Below are 16,334 nucleotides of genomic sequence, written 5' to 3' on the forward strand. Positions count from 1 at the left end.
TCCATGGCGAAGTCGTGGAATCCCCGCGCGGCGGATTTTGGGCGGACGGCGATCAGCCGACCAGATACTGACCGCCGTTCAGCGACAGGGTGCAGCCTGTGACATATCCGGCACGTTCGCCGGCCAGCCACGACACCATGTCGGCGATTTCCTCGCCTTTTCCGAGCCTTCCGACGGGGATCTGGGCGATGATTCCGGCCAGCACCTTCTCGTCCATGGCCCCGACCATTTCCGTGTCGATATAGCCCGGTGCGATGCAGTTCACGGTCACGCCCTTGCGGGCGTTCTCCAGCGCCAGGGCCTTGGTGAAGCCGATCATGCCGGCCTTGGCGGCCGAATAGTTGGTCTGGCCGATCTGGCCCTTCTGGCCGTTGATCGAGCTGATGTTGACGATGCGGCCGAAGCCCCGGTCGCGCATGCCGTTGATCACCTGGCGCGTCATGTTGAACACGCTGTCCATGTTGACCCGGATCACGTCGGACCACTGGTCGGCGCTCATCTTGTGGAAGAAGCCGTCGCGGGTGATGCCGGCGTTGTTGACGAGGATGTCGATCGGACCCAGCTGGTCCTCGATCTCCTTCACGGCCCGGGCGCAGTCGTCGAACGAGCCGACATTGCCCTTGACGATGGCCACGCCCAGTTCCTTCGCCGTGGCCTCGGCGGCCTCGACATTGCCGGAATAGCCGGCGGCGACGGCCATGCCGTCCTCCTTGAGCCGCTGGACGATCGCCTTGCCGATGCCGCGGGTGCCGCCCGTAACCAGAGCCACTCGAGCCATGTGCGTTTCCTTGTCCCTTCGGACCGCGTCTGCCGCGCGGCCTCATATGGTTACGGTTTAGACGCTGAGAGGTTGCGCGGGAAGCTCTCCGGCGACGGGATCATATGCGGGCCATGTCCAGAACGAAGCGGTAGCGCACGTCCGACTTCTCCAGCCGGGCGTAGGCTTCGTTGATCTGGTCCGGGGCGATCAGCTCGATGTCGCAGGCCAGACCGTGCTCGGCGCAGAAGTCCAGCATCTCCTGGGTCTCGCGGATGCCGCCGATGAGCGAGCCGGCGACGGCGCGACGGCGCCACAACAGGCCCATGGCGTAGACCGGCAGGCCCTCGGTGGTCAGGCCCAGCATGACCATGGTCCCGTCCTTGGCCAGCAGGCCGACGTGGCTGGCGATCTCGTGCGTGGCCGAGACGGTGTTGATGATCAGGTCGAAGCTCTCGCCCGCCGCCTTCATCGCCGCCTTGTCCGAGTTGATGAGGAAATGTTTGGCCCCCATCCGCTCGGCGTCGGCCTTCTTGCGGTCCGAGGTCGACAGGACGGTAACCTCCGCCCCCATGGCGGCGGCCTGTTTGACCGCCATGTGGCCGAGACCGCCCAGTCCGATCACCGCCACCTTCGATCCCGGCCCGACCTTCCAGTGGCGCAGGGGCGAATAGGTGGTGATGCCGGCGCACAGCAGGGGTGCGGCGGCGTCCAGCGGGATGCTGTCGGGGATGGTCACCACATAGTTCTGGTCGACCACGATGGCGGTGGAATAGCCGCCCTGGGTGATCTTCTGGCCCACGGCCGCGCCCTTGGGATCGGGCGAGCCGTAGGTCTGGGTCATGCCGGGGACGCAGTACTGCTCCTCGCCTTCCAGACACGGTTTGCACCGGCGGCAGCTGTCGACCATGCAGCCGACGCCGACCCGGTCGCCGATCTTGAAGCGGGCGACGTTCTCGCCCACCGCCGTCACTACGCCGGCGATCTCGTGACCCGGTACGATCGGATAGGTCGTATTGCCCAGGTCGTTCTTCACGATATGCAGGTCGGAATGGCAGACCCCTGCGAATTTGATCTCGATGGCCACGTCGTCCGCGCCCGGGTCGCGCCGGTCGAAGCTGAAGGGCGACAGCGGCGCGGTGCTGGAGGTGGCGGCGAAGGCGCGGGTGGCGATGGGCATGGAGGATCCTCGATCTTGGCTTCAGAGGCAGGTGCCTACGCGGGGTCGAATCCGCAAGGTCACCAGCCGTTGCGTCCGTCGACATGCCGCACGGGGACGGCGGCCAGATCGAAATCATCGAACAGGCGGGCGTTCAGAATGATGCGCGCGGGCCGGTCCTCGCCTTCATCCGTGGTCCAGGCGGGGGCCTCGTCGAAGACGGCGCACCCGCACGCCGCGCAATGGTGAAAGGTCATCATCCGGTCGCCCCATTGATAGTCGGCGAGGAGGTCGGGCGTCAGGCTGAGCTCGACCTGGTCCGGCGCATAATAGGCCGCCAGCGCCCCGCGCTTCGAACAGATCGAGCAGTTGCACCGCGTCACCGTCTCCGGCGCCGGCGCGGAGAACCGCTGGGCCCCGCAGTGGCAGGCGCCATGGAGGATTGAAGCCTTCGTCATGCCCGTTTCCTTTCACCGTCGGTGTTGCGCCGGCCATAAGGCGACGGCAAGGTCCGCCTGTCCATGGAGGCCGTGATGTCCGACGCCCGTCACCGACCGATCGTCCTGGGTCCCGGCGAGGGTCGCGCCTATGCGATGGGCGCCATGAGCGCCGTCTTCAAGGCTGACGAGGGCGAGACGGACGCCGCCTACTCCATCTCGGAGTGGTTTCTGGAGCCGCACAGTTCGGGACCCGGCCCCCACAGCCACGCCGACCACGACGACATCTTCTACGTTATCGAGGGGACCATGAGCGTCCTCGTCGGCGACGACTGGATCGACGCCGGCGTGGGCAGTTTCGTGCGCGCGGCGGCGGGCGTGACCCACGATTTCGCCAACCGCACCGACAAGCGCGCCGGGGTGCTGAACATCTACATCCCCGGCGGCTTCGAGCGCGACATGGCCGGCATCGTCGAATGGTTCGAGAACCAGCCGAAAGCCTGACGCCTCAGCCCAGTTTCGCGATCAGCGCCTGCGCCGCCGCCGGATTGCGCACCTTCGCCCCGGCGATGAAATAGGCGAACACGTCGCCCTTCTTCGCCCAGTCGCGCGTCTGTTTGACGATGCCATCCAGCTCCTTCGAGGTCATGCCCGTGGGCTCGTCCTCGCGGCTCGACATCAGCCGGGCGTATTTGAAGTCGGCCGTATCCTGATCGATCCGTGGCCACTGCGGCGCCTCGTCGTCATGGCCGTAGATGATGGCCGCGCCGTACTTCCGGGCCAGGTCGAAGAACTGCTCGTTGTCGAAGGTGCCGCTGCGCACCTCGAGCGCATGGCGCAGGCGCACCCCGTCCTTCTCCTTCGGCAACAGTTTCAGAAAGCCCTCGAAATCGACGGGGTCGAACTTCTTGGTGGCCATGAACTGCCAGTTGATCGGCCCCAGCTTGTCGCCCAGCGCCGTCAGGCCCTGATCGAGGAAGCGGTCGAGGCTGTCGTTGCCTTCGGACAGGACTTTCCGGTTGGTGCAGAAGCGGCTGGCCTTGACCGCGAAGACGAAGTCGTCGGGCGTCTCGTCGCGCCACTTCATCCAGGTCTCGGGCTTGAAGCCCGAATAGTAGGTGCCGTTGATCTCGATCGAGGTCGTGTGCCGGCTGGCGTATTCCAGCTCGCGCTTCTGGCTCCATTTCTCGGGATAGAAGACGCCGCGCCATGGTTCGTAGGTCCAGCCGCCGATGCCGACGCGGATTTTGCCTGTCATGTCGTCCTCCCTGTCCATGACGGACCTAGGATCAGGCGGGCGGACTCACAAGCGCCCGATAGGCCGCCATCGCCTGCCCGCGCGCCGTCTCGTCGTCCAGCAGGCGACGCGAGTGGCCGTAGGCCAGCACGATGCCCTTGAACTGGAACACCAGCACCTCGAGCGTGGCGTCATCGGCATTCGGATTGATGGTCCGGAATTCGCGCTTCAGCACCCGCGCCCAGCGCAGCTGGCTGTCCTTCAGCGTGTCGCGCAGGGGGCCGGGCTGGTCGTCCAGCTCCATGGCCGCGGCCTTCAGCGGGCATCCCCCGGGGCGATCCTCGCCATCGATCCAGTCCAGCTCGCCCTTGAAGATGCGGTCCAGCCGTTCACGGCCGGCGGGCAGAGGCTCGGCCGGCCGCCACACCGCCTCGGTGAAGCGTTCGATCATGGTGTCGACCACCTCGGCCTGCAGCGCCTCCTTCGACTGGAAATGCTTCAGCACCGCGCTCTTCGACACCCCGGCGGCCCCGGCCACGTCCTGCAGGCTGACGGCGGCGAGCCCGCGCACGGTGACCTGCGTCATCGCCTCGTCGATCAGCCGGGCGTGGGTGGCGGCGCCTTTGGGCGGCATGCAAAACATCTCCATAACAAAAGTGTCCGAACGGCCACTTTTCTGTTGACTAGAAGTGACCGAGCGGTCACTCATATGTGCACGGTCGGTCACTTTCGCACGAACCGGACGCAATGAACAGCCCCAAGGAGGCTCCGATGCTTCTCATGACCCTTATCGCGGCGACCATGGCCGCCGCCCAACCCGCCCCCGTTCTCGACGCCCGCGCCACCCTGGTCGCGCCCGGGGAGGCCCGGACCACCGTCTTCGATGGCCGCAACTGGACCTGCGGCCCTGACGGCGCCTGCGTGGCCCGCGGCCCCGGCGCTTCCCAGCCGCCCCTGCGCGAATGCCGCCGCTTCGTCGCCCGCTTCGGCGCGGTCGCCCGCTATGAGCGCGACGGCGCGGCCCTGAGCGAGGCGCAGCTGACGCAGTGCAATACGGCGGCGGTCCGGTGAGCGCCGACAACCGCGCCCTCCTGGCCGCGATCTTCGATGGTCTGGCGAAAGGCGACGGCCGGCCTTTCGTCGAGGCCATGGCGGAGGACTTCACCTGGACCATGATCGGTTCCACCGACTGGTCCGGTGTCTATCGTGGCAAGGCGGCGGTGCGCGGCGAGCTGCTGCGCCCGCTGATGGCGCGGTTCAAATCCTACCGGAACACGGCGCAACGCCTTGTCGTCGAAGGCGACTGGGCGGCGGTGCAGTGCACCGGCGACGCCGAGACGGTGGACGGTAAACGCTACGACAATACCTACTGCTGGGTCATGCGGTTCCGCGATGGCCAGCTCGTCGGGCTGACCGAATACATGGACACCGAACTGGTCCGGGAGGCGCTGGGACCGTTCGAGCGTCCCGGCGCGACGGCGTGAACGGCTGGGGCTTCAGTCCCCCAGCACGGCCTGGATTCCGCCCAGCAGGCTGGCGGCGGTGATGGGCTTGGCCACATGACTGTCCGCGCCCGCCGCGAACGAATCGGCCCGGTGTTCGGCCATGGCGTTGGCGCTCAGCATGACGATGGGCGTGCGCGGCCGGTGGGGCGTGGACGCCTCGAAGGCCCGGATCGCCCGGGTGGCGGTCAGGCCGTCCATGACCGGCATCTGCATGTCCATCAGGACCACGTCGAAGACGTCGGCCTCGAAGGCGGCGACCGCCTGGGCGCCGTCGTCGGCGGTGACCACCTCGGCGCCCTGACCGCCGAGGATAAGCTGGACCACCCGCTGGTTGGTCGGGTGATCCTCCGCCAGCAGGACCCGGATCGGCCGGCCCGTGACGGGCAGGGCCGCCGCTCCGGCGGCGGCCGGCTCGCGGGCGTCGTACTCGGCCAGGCTGCCCGCGCGATCCAGCGGCAGGACGAAGCGGAAACGGCTGCCGGCGCCGGGCGTCGACCGGGCCTCGATCGAGCCGCCCATCATCACCACCAGCGACCGGCAGATGGACAGGCCCAGGGCGGGGCGGCCGAACCGGCGGGTGATGGGGCCGTCGGCGTGGTTGAAGCGCTCGAACAGACGGGCGGCGTGGCCGGCGTTGAAGCCGACGCCGGTGTCCTCGACCGTGATCGCGAGCTGGTGCGCCGCTGTCGGCGCGTCCGGATCGTCGGGCCAGGTCTCGATGCGGACGGTGACCGAGCCGTCGGCGGTGAATTTGATCGCATTGGACAACAGGTTGCCCAGCACCTGACGGATGCGGGTGCTGTCGCCGATGAACAGGCCGCGGGCCTCGGGGGCTCGCTCGACGTGGAAGGCCAGGCCCTTGTCCTCGGCCCGCGCGCCCATGACCGCGAGCGGCTCCAGGGCCTCCTCCAGATCGAAGGCGCGGGATTCCAGGTCCAGCTGGCCGGCCTCGATCTTGGAGACGTCGAGGATGTCGGAGACGAGCCGTTCCAGGGTCACGCCCGACCCGCGGATCAGGCCGACCATTTCGGCCTGCTCGGGCGAGAGCGGCGTGCGTGAAAGCGCGTCGACGATGCCGATGACCCCGTTCAGCGGGGTCCGGATCTCATGGCTCATATTGGCGAGGAATTCGGACTTGGCCGTGTTGGCCGCCTCGGCCGCGGCCTTGGCGTCGATCAGCGCCTGCTCGGCGGCGACGCGGTCGGTGACGTCGCGGGCGACGGCGTAGATGTGATCGCCGAAGCGCCGGGCCCGCCACTCCAGGGTCCGGTAGCCGCCGTCCTTGTGGCGATAGCGGTTGATATGGCCGAGAACCGGGTCGCCGGGACGCCGGTTCTCCACCTCCTGCACGCTGCCCAGGGTCCCGGGCATGTCGTCGGGGTGGACCAGCGTCAGCAGGAGCACGCCGCGCATTTCCTCGGGCGTATAGCCCAGCGCGGTATGCCAGGAGGGACTGACCCTCGCCACCCGGCCATCGAGCTCGCGAATGACCAGCAGGTCCAGGGACACGTCGAAGAAGGTCGACAGGTCGGCGCCCGCGCCCATCGTCGGGCCCGCGAGAAAGGCCGCCGCGAGATCCTCCTCATCCGGTTCGATCTGCGCGGTGCAACTCATGGTACTGGGATCCCCGAACTTTCGGGGCAGACCTTTGGGGCCGCGTGGTTAAGGTCGCATTGCCGGCCTAGTAGGCGAAGTCCCGGTACATCCGGCGGACATCGCCGCCCCACTCGCCGTGGTAGAGCTCCAGCAGCCGGTCGGCCGGGGTGACGCCGCTGTCGGCGATGTCTTCCAGCTCCGACAGATAGCCGCGCTCGTCGACCATGCCGCCGCTGAAACGGGCGCGGTTGCGGAGCCCTTCGCGAGCGATGTGGACCATGTCCACGGCCACGTCCCGCACCGACCGTCCGGCGACCTCGGCCTTCAGCCCCAGCCGGGTCACATCGCGGCGCAGGCGTTCATGGTCGGCGATGTCCCAGTCCTTGACCAGGTCCCAGGCCGCCGCCAGCGCCGCCCCGTCGTACAGCACGCCCGCCCACAGGGCCTGCAGCGCGCAGATCCGGCTCCACGGCCCGCCGTCGGCGCCGCGCATCTCCAGATAGGACTTCAGCCGGACCTCGGGGAAGAGCGTGGTCAGATGGTCGTTCCAGTCCTTCTTCGTCGCCCGTTCGCCGGGCAGGGCGTCGAGGCCTTCGGTCATGAACCGGCGGAACGACTGCCCTGACAGATCGACATAGGTCTCGCCGCGCTTGGCGAAATACATCGGCACGTCCAGGGCGTAGTCGGCGTAGCGCTCGTAGCCGAAGCCGTCCTGGAAGACGAAGTCGAGCATGCCCGTCCGGTCCGGATCGGTGTCGGTCCAGACATTGGCGCGCGACGACAGGAAGCCGCTGGGCTTGCCCTCGATGAAGGGGGAACAGGCGAACAGGGCCGTCGCGATCGGCTGCAGCGCCAGGGAGGTGCGGAATTTGGCGACCATGTCGGCCTCGTCCGCGAAGTCCAGGTTCGACTGGATGGTGCAGGTGCGCAGCATCATGTCGAGACCCAGCGTCCCCTTCTTCGGCATATAGGCCCGCATGATCCTGTAGCGGCCCTTGGGCATGACCGGCACGTCCTCGCGCCGCCACATCGGATCGAAGCCGGCGCCGATGAAGCCCAGGTTCAGCTGGTCGGCGACCTGCTTGACCTCCATCAGGTGGCGGCCGGTTTCGTCGCAGATGTCGTGCACGTCCTTGAGCGGCGCGCCCGACAGCTCGAACTGGCCGCCCGGCTCCAGCGAGATCGAGGCGGTCAGGCCCTCGTCGTTCTCGCGCTCCAGGGCGATGACGTGGCCCGCCTCCTCCACCGGCCTCCAGCCGAACCGCTGCAGCCCCGTCAACATGGCCAGGATGCCGCCCTCGCCCTCATAGGCCGGGCGGCGCAGGGTCGTGCGGTCGAAGCCGAATTTCTCATGCTCGGCGCCGATGCGCCATTGGTCCTTCGGCTTGGCCCCTTTCGACATGGCGCCGATCAGGTCTTCCCGGGAAAGCGGTTCGGCGTCGGCCATGCGGATCTGTAACCCCTCTTGTCGCGGCTAGATGGGCGGCCGAACCGCAACGCTCAAGGGGGAGGGCGGTTCTTGCTTACCGATCCCAGTCCCCGACCGCCGCCTGCCACAGCGTCAGGGCGGCGATGGCGGCGGTGTCCGCGCGCAGGATGCGCGGCCCCAGCGACACGGCGGTGGTGAAGGGCAGGGCCCGCAGCCGCCCGCGTTCCTCGGGCGAGAAGCCGCCCTCGGGGCCGATCAGGACGGCCCACGGGTCTTCGCCCGCCGCCTGCAGCGCCGGACCCGTCGGGTCGCCGCCGGTCTCGTCGCAGAACATCAACCGCCGCCCGGCCTCCCAGCCATCCAGCAGTTCTCCCAGTTTCACCGGCTCGTCGACCACCGGCACATCGACCCGCCCGGTTTGTTCGGCGGCCTCAATGGCGATGGCGTCCAGCCGGTCCATGCGCACGTGCTGGGTCTGGGTCCGGTGGGTGACGACCAGCCGGATGCGCCGCACGCCCAGTTCGACGGCCTTCTCGACCGCGAACTCCAGGGCGCTCTTCTTCACCACGCTGATCAGCAGTTCGACATCGGGGCCGGTCGACTGCGGCCGCACCTGTTCCCCGGCGCGCAGCACCACGCCCTTCTTGAGCACCTCGGCGATGACGCAGCGCCACTCCCCGTCGCGACCGTTGAACACCAGCAGCCCATCCCCGATCTTCAGCCGCATGACCTGGGTCAGATAGCGCGACTGGTCCAGCGTCGGGGCGACGGCGGCGTTGGGGGAGAGGGGCTGGGGGACGTGGAGGCGGATCATCGGCGTCTCATAGTCCAGGACTCGGGCTCCTGTCTGCCGCCCGCCCTCGCCCTGGCTACCTGAGCGAGAATTGTCGACAAAATACACCGTCAGGAAGCTCGGCCGTATATCCGCGTTAACATATCGCTGGAATTTTAAGGGCCGGAGGTAGCCATGGCCCGGCTCGTCTATGCGATCATCAGGGCGGACGGTTGCTGGCGCGTCGTCTGCGAGCGTCGCCGCATCGGCCGCTATGCGACCTGTGAGAGCGCCGCCCTCGCCGCCATGGCGCTGGCGCGCGAGGCCGTCGCCTCCGATCACGACGTCGAGGTTCTGGTCCAGGACGCGGGGGGCCAGCTGTGGCCGGTGGCCCGGCTCGACGCCGCCGCCATCTGCGCCGAGCCCGAAGAGGACGTCCCCGCTACAGGGTCCGGGCGATCAGCAGCTTCATGATCTCGTTCGTCCCGCCGTAGATCCGCTGCACCCGCGCGTCCTTGTACAGCTGGGCGATGGGATATTCATTCATATAGCCGTAGCCGCCGTGCAGCTGCAGCATCTCGTCGATGACCTCGCCCTGGATGTCGGTGACCCAGTATTTGGCCATCGAGGCCGTGGCGGCGTCGAGCTTGCCCTGCAGATGCAGGCCCAGGCAGTGGTCGACGAACACCTTCGCGACCGTCAGTTTCGTCTTCACCTCGGCCAGCTTGAACTGGGTGTTCTGGAAGTCGATCACCCGTTTCCCGAACGCCTTGCGCTCCTTGACGTAGGCCAGCGTCTCCCGCAGCCCGCGCTCGGCCGCGGCCACGCCCTGGACGGCGATGTTCAGCCGCTCCTGCGGCAGCTGCTGCATCAGCTGGATGAAACCCTGGCCCTCGCCGCCGCCGATGATGTTCTCGCCCGGGACCTTCACATCGTTGAAGAACAGCTCCGAGGTGTCGTTCCCCTCCATGCCGATCTTGTGCAGGTTCCGGCCGCGCTCGAAGCCCTCGGCCCCATCCGTCTCGACCACGATCAGCGACGTGCCCTTGGCGCCCTCGGACGGATCGGTCTTGGCCACGACGATGATGAAATTGGCCAACTGGCCGTTGGTGATGAAGGTCTTGGACCCGTTCACCACATAGCCATTGCCCTGTTTGATGGCGGTGGTCTTGACGCCCTGCAGGTCCGACCCGGCGCCCGGCTCGGTCATGGCGATGGCGCCGACCAGTTCGCCCGACTGCAGCCGCGGCAGCCAGCGCGCCTTCTGCTCGGCGGTGCCGTAGTGCCAGATGTAGGGCATCACGATCGCATTGTGCAGCGAGATGCCGAAGTGATCCGCGCCCTTCCAGCCCAGCTGGCGCATCAGCACCACCTCGTGCCGGTAGTCCCCGCCCATGCCGCCGTCTTCCTCAGGCATCGACAGCCCCAGCAGGCCCGCCTCGCCAGACGCGGTCCACAGCTCGCGGGGCACGCTGGAATTGGCCAGCCACGACTGCACCGCCTCCGGCGAGGCGTGCTCGTCGATCCATTTGCCGACGCTGTCGGAGAAGAGGACGATCTCCTCTTCCTGCATGAACTCGGGCTCGGGGACGTTGAGGACGTTCACGCTCAGAACGCCTCCGCCGGCATCTGCATCAGCACTTCGGCGCCGGTCTTCAGCTTGGCCAGATGCGCGCCGGTATCCGGCAGGATCCGCTCGACGAAATACCGGCCGGTCATCAGCTTGTTGGCGTAGAACGGATCGGTCGACCCCGCGTCCACCTTCGCCTGCGCCGCCTTCGCCATCTGCGCCCACATATAGGCCAGCGCGGTCAGGCCGAAGATGTGCAGATAGTCGGTGCTCGCCGCCCCCGCATTGTCCGGGTTCTGCATCCCGTTCTGCATCAGCCACATGGTGCCTTCCTGCAGCTTCTTCTTGGCGTCGGCCAGGCCGTCGACGAAGGGTTTGATCGGGCCCTCGGCGCCGTTCTCGGTCACGAAGGCGTCGATGTCGGCGAACCAGCTCATGATCGCCCGGCCGCCGTTGGCGGGCAGTTTGCGCCCCACCAGATCCAGCGCCTGGATGCCGTTGGCGCCCTCGTAGATCATGGTGATCCGCGCATCGCGCAGATACTGCGACGCCGGGAAATGTTCGGTGTAGCCGCTGCCGCCGTGGACCTGCATGGCCAGCGAGGCGACATGGAAGCCCTTGTCGGTCAGATAGGCTTTCAGCACCGGGGTGATCAGACCCATGTAGTCGCGGGCCTTCTGCGCCTCGGCCTCATCGTTCGAATGCTGCAGGTCGGCCTGCAGCGCGGTCCACAGGGTGAAGGCCTGGCCGCCCTCGACGAAGGCCTTGGCCTCCAGCAGCATCCGCCGCACGTCGGGGTGGACCATGATGGAATCGGCCGGACCGTCGGGGTTCTTCGGTCCCGTCAGCGACCGGCCCTGCAGGCGCTCATGGGCGAACTCGACCGCGGCCTGATAGGCGGCGGTGCCGATCGACAGGCCCTGCAGGCCGGTGCCGAGGCGCGCCTCGTTCATCATCACGAACATGGCGGCCATGCCCTTGTTCTCGGTCCCCACGAGCCAGCCCCTGGCGTTCTCATAGGCCATGACGCAGGTGGCGTTGCCGTGGATGCCCATCTTGTGCTCGAGGCCGGCGCAGGCCGCGCCCTCGTTGCGCTCGCCCAGCGACCCGTCCTCGTTGACGAACACCTTGGGCACGACGAACAGGCTGATGCCCTTGATCCCCGCCGGTGCGCCCTCGATCCGGGCCAGCACCAGATGGATGATGTTGTCGGTGAAGTCGTGCTCGCCCGAGCTGATCCAGATCTTCTGGCCGGTGATGTTGTAGCTGCCGTCGCCGTTGGGCACGGCCTTGGTGCGGATCAGGCCCAGGTCCGTGCCGCACTGCGGCTCGGTCAGGTTCATGGTCCCGCCCCATTCGCCGGTGGCCATCTTCGGCAGATACATGGCCTTCTGCGCGTCCGACCCGTTGGCGTTCAGACCCCAGTAGGCGCCCGCCGTCAGGCCCGGATACATGGAGAAGGCGGCGCTGGCGGCGGCGGTCATCTGGCCGAAGGCCATGGCCACCACCGAGGGCATGCCCTGGCCGCCGTGCTCGGGCAGGGCCGACAGGGCGGGCCAGCCGGCCTCGACCATGGCCTTGTAGGCTTCCTTCCAGCCCGTCGGGCCGGTGACCTTGCCGTTATCCCATTTGCAGCCTTCCTGATCGCCGACGCGGTTCAGCGGGGCGATGACCTCCTCGGCGAATTTGGCGCCTTCCTCGAGGATCTGGGCGACGAGGTCCGACGACACGTCGGCGAACCCGGGCTGGTTGGCGTAACGGTCGATGTCGAGAACCTCGTTCAGGACGAACGTCAGGTCGCGGACAGGCGCCTTGTAGGCCATGGAGTTACGCTCTCGCTTTGAAGGGCTGGACGTTGTGGTCGGGGTTCAGGCGCGACTTCAGCAGGTTCGCGTATTCCTCGGCCCCGGGCAGCAGGTCGGGGCGGTGCTCGCCCAGCTTGCGCTCCATCACGGCGCAGGCCTCCTCCGCCGTCTCGATGGCGGCGTCGAGGTCCTCGCGCTGCTGTTTCAGCGCGGCGATCTGAGCGCGGTGGCGGCGCAGCGCCACGGCCATCTGATGGGCGTTGTGATTGTCGTGGTCGTACAGATCCAGCATCTCCTGGATCTCCTGCAGGGAGAAGCCGATGCGCCGGCCGCGCAGGATCAGCTTCAGCCGGGCCCTGTCGCGGGCGTCATAAACCCGCGTCTGCCCTTTTCGGGCGGGGGTCAGCAGGCCCTTGTCCTCGTAGAAGCGCAAGGCGCGGGCCGTCGCTCCGAACTCGCGGCAGAGCTGGCGGATCGAATAGGTGCGATGATCGTCGGCGGTCGCCATGCCGACGTCATAACTTGACGTGCACGTAAAGGGAAGCCTTCAGTTGGCTCCGGAATTGAAGACGGCCGCGCGGGGCGAACCGGCGGCCGTCATCGCACCCTCGGGGTCAGGGCGTCAGCGAACCTCGCGGGCCCGCATCCACAGCACCGGAACGGTCATGGCGATCAGGACCAGATTGGTCAGCGCCGGGCCCACGTCCATGCCGGCCGCGTGAAGAACCAGCATGAAGGCCTCCAGCGCCAGCAGGCCGCTGGCGGCCGTGACCAGCAAGGGCTGACCGTGCTTCCACGACACCAGCGGCGCCAGAACCAGCACGGCGAGGATGATTTCGGCGACGCCGAGGCCGCGGACCATGTTCTCGCCGACCAGGGCGGGCCAGCGCATCAGGTCGACGAGGTTCGTCATCGGCTCGCTCAGCTTGGCGTAGCCGGCGGCGATGAAGAACATCGCCAGCCATCCCTGGAGCGTCCACAGGGTCAGGTTGCGGTAGCTGGCGTTCAGGCGCGAGCGGGCCGGGGAGAGAGCTTGAGAAGTCATGTTTCTTACGCCGGGGAGGGCGCTCTTTTGATTGGCAACAGTGGCGATGTCGGATCGCACGAGCCATTCCGCAAGGGCGCGAAGCGTGAGCGTAACCATCCGTGACCGCCTTCTGCGAGAGCTACGGGGCCGAAGCGTGGCCGTATCTATAATTCCCTGTAATCTGAACCGGATTTAGGCCGGGTTAAGTGACCAGACCTGACGCGCGGTCTCCAGGCGGGCCAGTTTGGCGTACAGCGGCGTCCAGTCGTCGTCGGCATCGATCGCGGCCCAGATCGACTCCACCTCGTCGATCAGCATCTCCTCCGGTTCCGCCGCGGCGAACGTCGGGGCCTCCAGTCGTTCGGGACGGTCCGGCGCATGTTCGAACAGGGCGAAGCGGAAGACGTCGAACGCCTCGCCCTGGTACAGCTTGCCGCGCGGCCCCTGCAGCGCCCGGGCCGACGAGGCGAAGCCGCCGAACCAGTCGAAGAACAGCGGCTCCCAGCGCAGCGCCTCCCCGCCCTCGCGCAGCAGCGCCAGGGTCGCATCCAGCAGTCTCTGGTCGGCCGCCTCGCCGAGGCTTGATACGCCCAGCCGGGCCAGAAAGGCGGCGCGCAGTTCGCGGATATAGGCCGGGCCGAACCCGTTCAGCGCATCGGTCAGCGGCTCCGCCGCCGCGACCAGCTTCAGGGCGCCGCCCAGCTGGGTCAGGGCCCAGAACACCGCCTCGGGCTGACGCGCGAAGGCGTAGAGGCCGGTCTGGTCGAAATAGGCGGCGGTGAAGCCTGGCTCGTAGTGCGGCAGGAACCGCCACGGGCCATAGTCGAAGCTTTCGCCGGTGACGTTCAGATTGTCGGTGTTCAGCACCCCGTGGACGAAACCGGCCGAGATCCACCGCGCGGTCAACCGGGCCGAGGCCTCGACCACCGCGCGCAGGAAGCCGGGCGTGTCTCCGGCCGCCACGTCCGGGTGGTAAAGCGACCGCGCGTGTTCGACCAGCGCCTCGACCATGTCGGCGCGGCCCAGATACGCCGCCCGCTGGAAGGTCCCGAACCGCACATGGCTGTGCGACAGCCGCACCAGCACCGCCGACCGCGTCGGCGACGGCTCGTCCCCGCGCTCCAGCGCCTCGCCGGTCTCGATCAGCGACAGGGCCCGGCTGGTCGGAACGCCCAGCGCCTCCAGCATGGCCGCCGCCAGCACCTCGCGCACCCCGCCCTTCAGCGTCAGCCGCCCGTCGGCGCCGCGCGACCAGGGAGTCTGGCCCGATCCCTTGGTGCCCAGGTCGAGCAGCCGCCCCCGGTCGTCCCGCATCTGGGCGGCGAGGAAGCCGCGTCCATCGCCGAGGTCGGGATTGTAGGTACGGAACTGATGCCCGTGATAGCGCATGGCGACCGGCCCGGGCTGGCCGGGCAGGGGCTCGAACCGGCCGAAATGAGCAGTCCATTCGGCGTCGGTCAGGGTGTCCAGACCGACGCTCGCGGCCGCCCGGTCGTTGCGGACGCGCAGGATCGTCGCGGGAAAGTCGGCCGCCCGCACGGCGTCGCCCCAGGCTTCCCCCAGATCGAGGAAGCGGGGCTCGGGGCGATAGGCGGACGATGGCGGCATCGGCCGCAAATGCGGCCTCCGCCGGCCCGGCGCAACCGCGCAATGCGGTTGAAACACGGGCGGCCTTGCGTATGTTGCGGCGCAGAGATCAGGCCGGGGCTCCCGGCCAGGCTGGCGCCCGTCGCGAGACGGCGCGAATCCGGTCCGGCGTCCGTCGATAACCTGACGCCGCGACAGTCCCTTCCCGAGCCGGAGGCCGCCGTGGCGCGCAGGATCACCCTCGATTTCCTCAAGACCGAGGCCGCCTCCGGCGTGGTTCTGGGACTGGCGGCCCTGACCGCGCTGATCGTCGCCAACTCGCCCCTGTCCGGGGCCTATTTCGGCTGGCTCAAGAGCGAGCATGTGCTGCAGATCGGCCCGCTGATGCTGGAGCTGACGATCTCCGAATGGATCAAGGAAGGCCTGATGGCCGTCTTCTTCCTCGTGGTCGGGCTGGAGATCAAATACGAGATCCTGCGCGGAGAGCTCAGCGATCCGCGCAAGCTGGCCACGCCCGTGCTGGCGGCGGCCGGCGGCATGATCGCCCCGGCCCTGGTCTACCTGGCCGTCTCCGGGCTCCTGGCCGGGCCCCACGGCGGATGGCCGATCCCGCTGGCCACCGACATCGCCTTCGCCCTCGCGGTCTTCGCGGTCGCCGCGCGCAAGCTGCCGTCCTCCCTGCGGGTCTTCCTGCTGACCCTCGCCATCGTCGACGATCTCGGCGCCATCGCCCTGATCGCCGCCCTGTTCTCCAGCGGCGTGGCCTGGGTGCCCCTGGCCTGGATCGCGGGCCTGTTGCTGGTCGGGACCCTGTTCGCCGCCCGCCGCCGGGTCGCCGCGCCCTTCTGGGTGCTGGGCTTCGGCCTGGTCTGGTACCTGACCGTCCTTTCGGGCCTGTCCACCTCCCTGACCGCGGTGGCCTTCGCCATGATCGTCCCGGTCGCCGACCGGACCGACGACAGTCAGAGCCCGCTGAAGGAGGCGATGCACGATCTCCACCCTTATGTCGCCTATCTGGTCCTGCCGCTGTTCGCCTTCGCCAAGGCCGGCGTCTCCTTCGCGGGTCTGTCGCTGGAACAGGCCTTCGCGCCGCTTGTGCTGGGCGTCGCCCTCGGCCTGTTCGTCGGCAAGCAGATCGGCGTCTTCGGCGCCGCCTGGCTGGCCTCGGCGCTGAAACTGGGGCGACGCCCCACCGGTTCGACCTGGCTGGAGCTTTACGGCGTCAGCCTGCTTTGCGGCGTCGGGTTCACCATGAGCTTGTTCATCGGCGTGCTCGCGTTTCCCGGGGCCATCGACTCGCCCGAACAGGTCGAGGTCAAGTTGGGGGTCCTGGGCGGGTCCTTCCTCTCCGCCATCGCGGGTGCGGCCGTTCTTGCGGCGGCCGGTCGGCGGCGCAAGATTTTGGCTCAGCAAGGCGCGGATACTGACGCGGACTAGGCGAATATTGACCTAG

The 16,334-nt window shown here is 68.0% G+C and carries 18 protein-coding genes; 5 read left to right on the forward strand and 13 right to left on the reverse strand.

Annotated elements, in window-relative coordinates; all coding sequences use genetic code 11:
- Window positions 1–52 precede the first annotated feature (52 nt).
- From phbB to Q8Q71_RS16585, 3 genes are all read right to left on the reverse strand, one after another.
- Window positions 53–778 (reverse strand): acetoacetyl-CoA reductase, encoded by a 726-nt coding sequence (phbB, locus tag Q8Q71_RS16575; RefSeq protein ID WP_305760700.1) that lies wholly within the window; start codon window positions 776–778, stop codon window positions 53–55.
- Between the two features lie 100 nt (window positions 779–878).
- Window positions 879–1,937 carry an NAD(P)-dependent alcohol dehydrogenase gene (locus Q8Q71_RS16580; RefSeq protein ID WP_305760701.1) on the reverse strand — a complete coding sequence of 353 codons (1,059 nt, stop codon included), beginning with the start codon at window positions 1,935–1,937 and terminating at the stop codon, window positions 879–881.
- A gap of 59 nt (window positions 1,938–1,996) precedes the next feature.
- Complete coding sequence (locus tag Q8Q71_RS16585) at window positions 1,997–2,374, reverse strand: GFA family protein (protein ID WP_305760702.1); 378 nt, start codon at window positions 2,372–2,374, stop codon at window positions 1,997–1,999.
- 75 nt (window positions 2,375–2,449) lie between these two features.
- Here Q8Q71_RS16585 and Q8Q71_RS16590 point away from each other — a divergent pair, with 75 nt between their 5' ends.
- Complete coding sequence (locus tag Q8Q71_RS16590) at window positions 2,450–2,857, forward strand: cupin domain-containing protein (protein WP_305760703.1); 408 nt, start codon at window positions 2,450–2,452, stop codon at window positions 2,855–2,857.
- Window positions 2,858–2,861: 4 nt separating this feature from the next.
- Here the strand turns inward: Q8Q71_RS16590 and Q8Q71_RS16595 are convergent, their stop codons facing one another.
- Complete coding sequence (locus tag Q8Q71_RS16595) at window positions 2,862–3,611, reverse strand: DUF72 domain-containing protein (protein WP_305760704.1); 750 nt, start codon at window positions 3,609–3,611, stop codon at window positions 2,862–2,864.
- Window positions 3,612–3,642: 31 nt separating this feature from the next.
- Window positions 3,643–4,224, reverse strand: a complete 582-nt coding sequence (locus tag Q8Q71_RS16600) for a TetR/AcrR family transcriptional regulator (RefSeq protein WP_305760705.1) — start codon at window positions 4,222–4,224, stop codon at window positions 3,643–3,645.
- A 137-nt stretch (window positions 4,225–4,361) separates the two neighbouring features.
- Between Q8Q71_RS16600 and Q8Q71_RS16605 the strand changes: the two genes are divergently transcribed.
- Together Q8Q71_RS16605 and Q8Q71_RS16610 are read left to right on the forward strand one after the other, a co-directional pair.
- Entirely contained in the window at window positions 4,362–4,661 is a 300-nt protein-coding gene (locus Q8Q71_RS16605) for a hypothetical protein (RefSeq protein ID WP_305760706.1), read from the forward strand.
- On the forward strand, window positions 4,658–5,074 hold the full coding sequence (locus Q8Q71_RS16610; protein ID WP_305760707.1) for a nuclear transport factor 2 family protein: 417 nt from the start codon (window positions 4,658–4,660) through the stop codon (window positions 5,072–5,074). The genes Q8Q71_RS16605 and Q8Q71_RS16610 overlap by 4 nt, the downstream gene beginning before the upstream one ends.
- A 12-nt stretch (window positions 5,075–5,086) precedes the next feature.
- Here Q8Q71_RS16610 and Q8Q71_RS16615 read toward each other — a convergent pair whose 3' ends face one another.
- The 3 genes from Q8Q71_RS16615 to Q8Q71_RS16625 form a co-directional block, all read right to left on the reverse strand.
- Window positions 5,087–6,709 (reverse strand): ATP-binding protein, encoded by a 1,623-nt coding sequence (locus Q8Q71_RS16615; RefSeq protein WP_305760708.1) that lies wholly within the window; start codon window positions 6,707–6,709, stop codon window positions 5,087–5,089.
- A gap of 67 nt (window positions 6,710–6,776) precedes the next feature.
- Window positions 6,777–8,138 carry a glutamate--cysteine ligase gene (locus tag Q8Q71_RS16620; protein WP_305760709.1) on the reverse strand — a complete coding sequence of 454 codons (1,362 nt, stop codon included), beginning with the start codon at window positions 8,136–8,138 and terminating at the stop codon, window positions 6,777–6,779.
- Between the two features lie 76 nt (window positions 8,139–8,214).
- On the reverse strand, window positions 8,215–8,934 hold the full coding sequence (locus Q8Q71_RS16625; RefSeq protein WP_305760710.1) for a 16S rRNA (uracil(1498)-N(3))-methyltransferase: 720 nt from the start codon (window positions 8,932–8,934) through the stop codon (window positions 8,215–8,217).
- 153 nt (window positions 8,935–9,087) lie between these two features.
- Here Q8Q71_RS16625 and Q8Q71_RS16630 point away from each other — a divergent pair, with 153 nt between their 5' ends.
- Window positions 9,088–9,366: a hypothetical protein gene (locus Q8Q71_RS16630; RefSeq protein WP_305760711.1), complete on the forward strand. Its 279-nt coding sequence runs from the start codon at window positions 9,088–9,090 to the stop codon at window positions 9,364–9,366.
- Here Q8Q71_RS16630 and Q8Q71_RS16635 read toward each other — a convergent pair.
- The 5 genes from Q8Q71_RS16635 to Q8Q71_RS16655 form a co-directional block, all read right to left on the reverse strand.
- Window positions 9,335–10,498, reverse strand: a complete 1,164-nt coding sequence (locus Q8Q71_RS16635) for an acyl-CoA dehydrogenase family protein (RefSeq protein WP_305760712.1) — start codon at window positions 10,496–10,498, stop codon at window positions 9,335–9,337. The two genes, Q8Q71_RS16630 and Q8Q71_RS16635, sit on opposite strands and share 32 nt — an antisense overlap.
- A gap of 2 nt (window positions 10,499–10,500) precedes the next feature.
- Window positions 10,501–12,285 carry an acyl-CoA dehydrogenase C-terminal domain-containing protein gene (locus Q8Q71_RS16640; RefSeq protein WP_305760713.1) on the reverse strand — a complete coding sequence of 595 codons (1,785 nt, stop codon included), beginning with the start codon at window positions 12,283–12,285 and terminating at the stop codon, window positions 10,501–10,503.
- A gap of 4 nt (window positions 12,286–12,289) precedes the next feature.
- On the reverse strand, window positions 12,290–12,775 hold the full coding sequence (locus tag Q8Q71_RS16645; RefSeq protein ID WP_305760714.1) for a MerR family DNA-binding transcriptional regulator: 486 nt from the start codon (window positions 12,773–12,775) through the stop codon (window positions 12,290–12,292).
- Between the two features lie 114 nt (window positions 12,776–12,889).
- Complete coding sequence (locus Q8Q71_RS16650) at window positions 12,890–13,312, reverse strand: DoxX family protein (protein WP_305760715.1); 423 nt, start codon at window positions 13,310–13,312, stop codon at window positions 12,890–12,892.
- Window positions 13,313–13,486: 174 nt separating this feature from the next.
- The gene (locus Q8Q71_RS16655; RefSeq protein WP_305760716.1) at window positions 13,487–14,902 is read right to left on the reverse strand and encodes a protein adenylyltransferase SelO; all 1,416 of its coding nucleotides are present in this window, start codon (window positions 14,900–14,902) and stop codon (window positions 13,487–13,489) included.
- A 201-nt stretch (window positions 14,903–15,103) separates the two neighbouring features.
- On the opposite strand from Q8Q71_RS16655, the gene nhaA reads away from it, so the two are divergent.
- Window positions 15,104–16,318, forward strand: coding sequence for a Na+/H+ antiporter NhaA (gene nhaA / locus Q8Q71_RS16660; RefSeq protein ID WP_305760717.1), 1,215 nt, complete (start codon window positions 15,104–15,106; stop codon window positions 16,316–16,318).
- Window positions 16,319–16,334: the final 16 nt, after the last annotated feature.

Source organism: Brevundimonas sp., from assembly GCF_030704825.1.
Taxonomy (GTDB): Bacteria; Pseudomonadota; Alphaproteobacteria; order Caulobacterales; family Caulobacteraceae; genus Brevundimonas.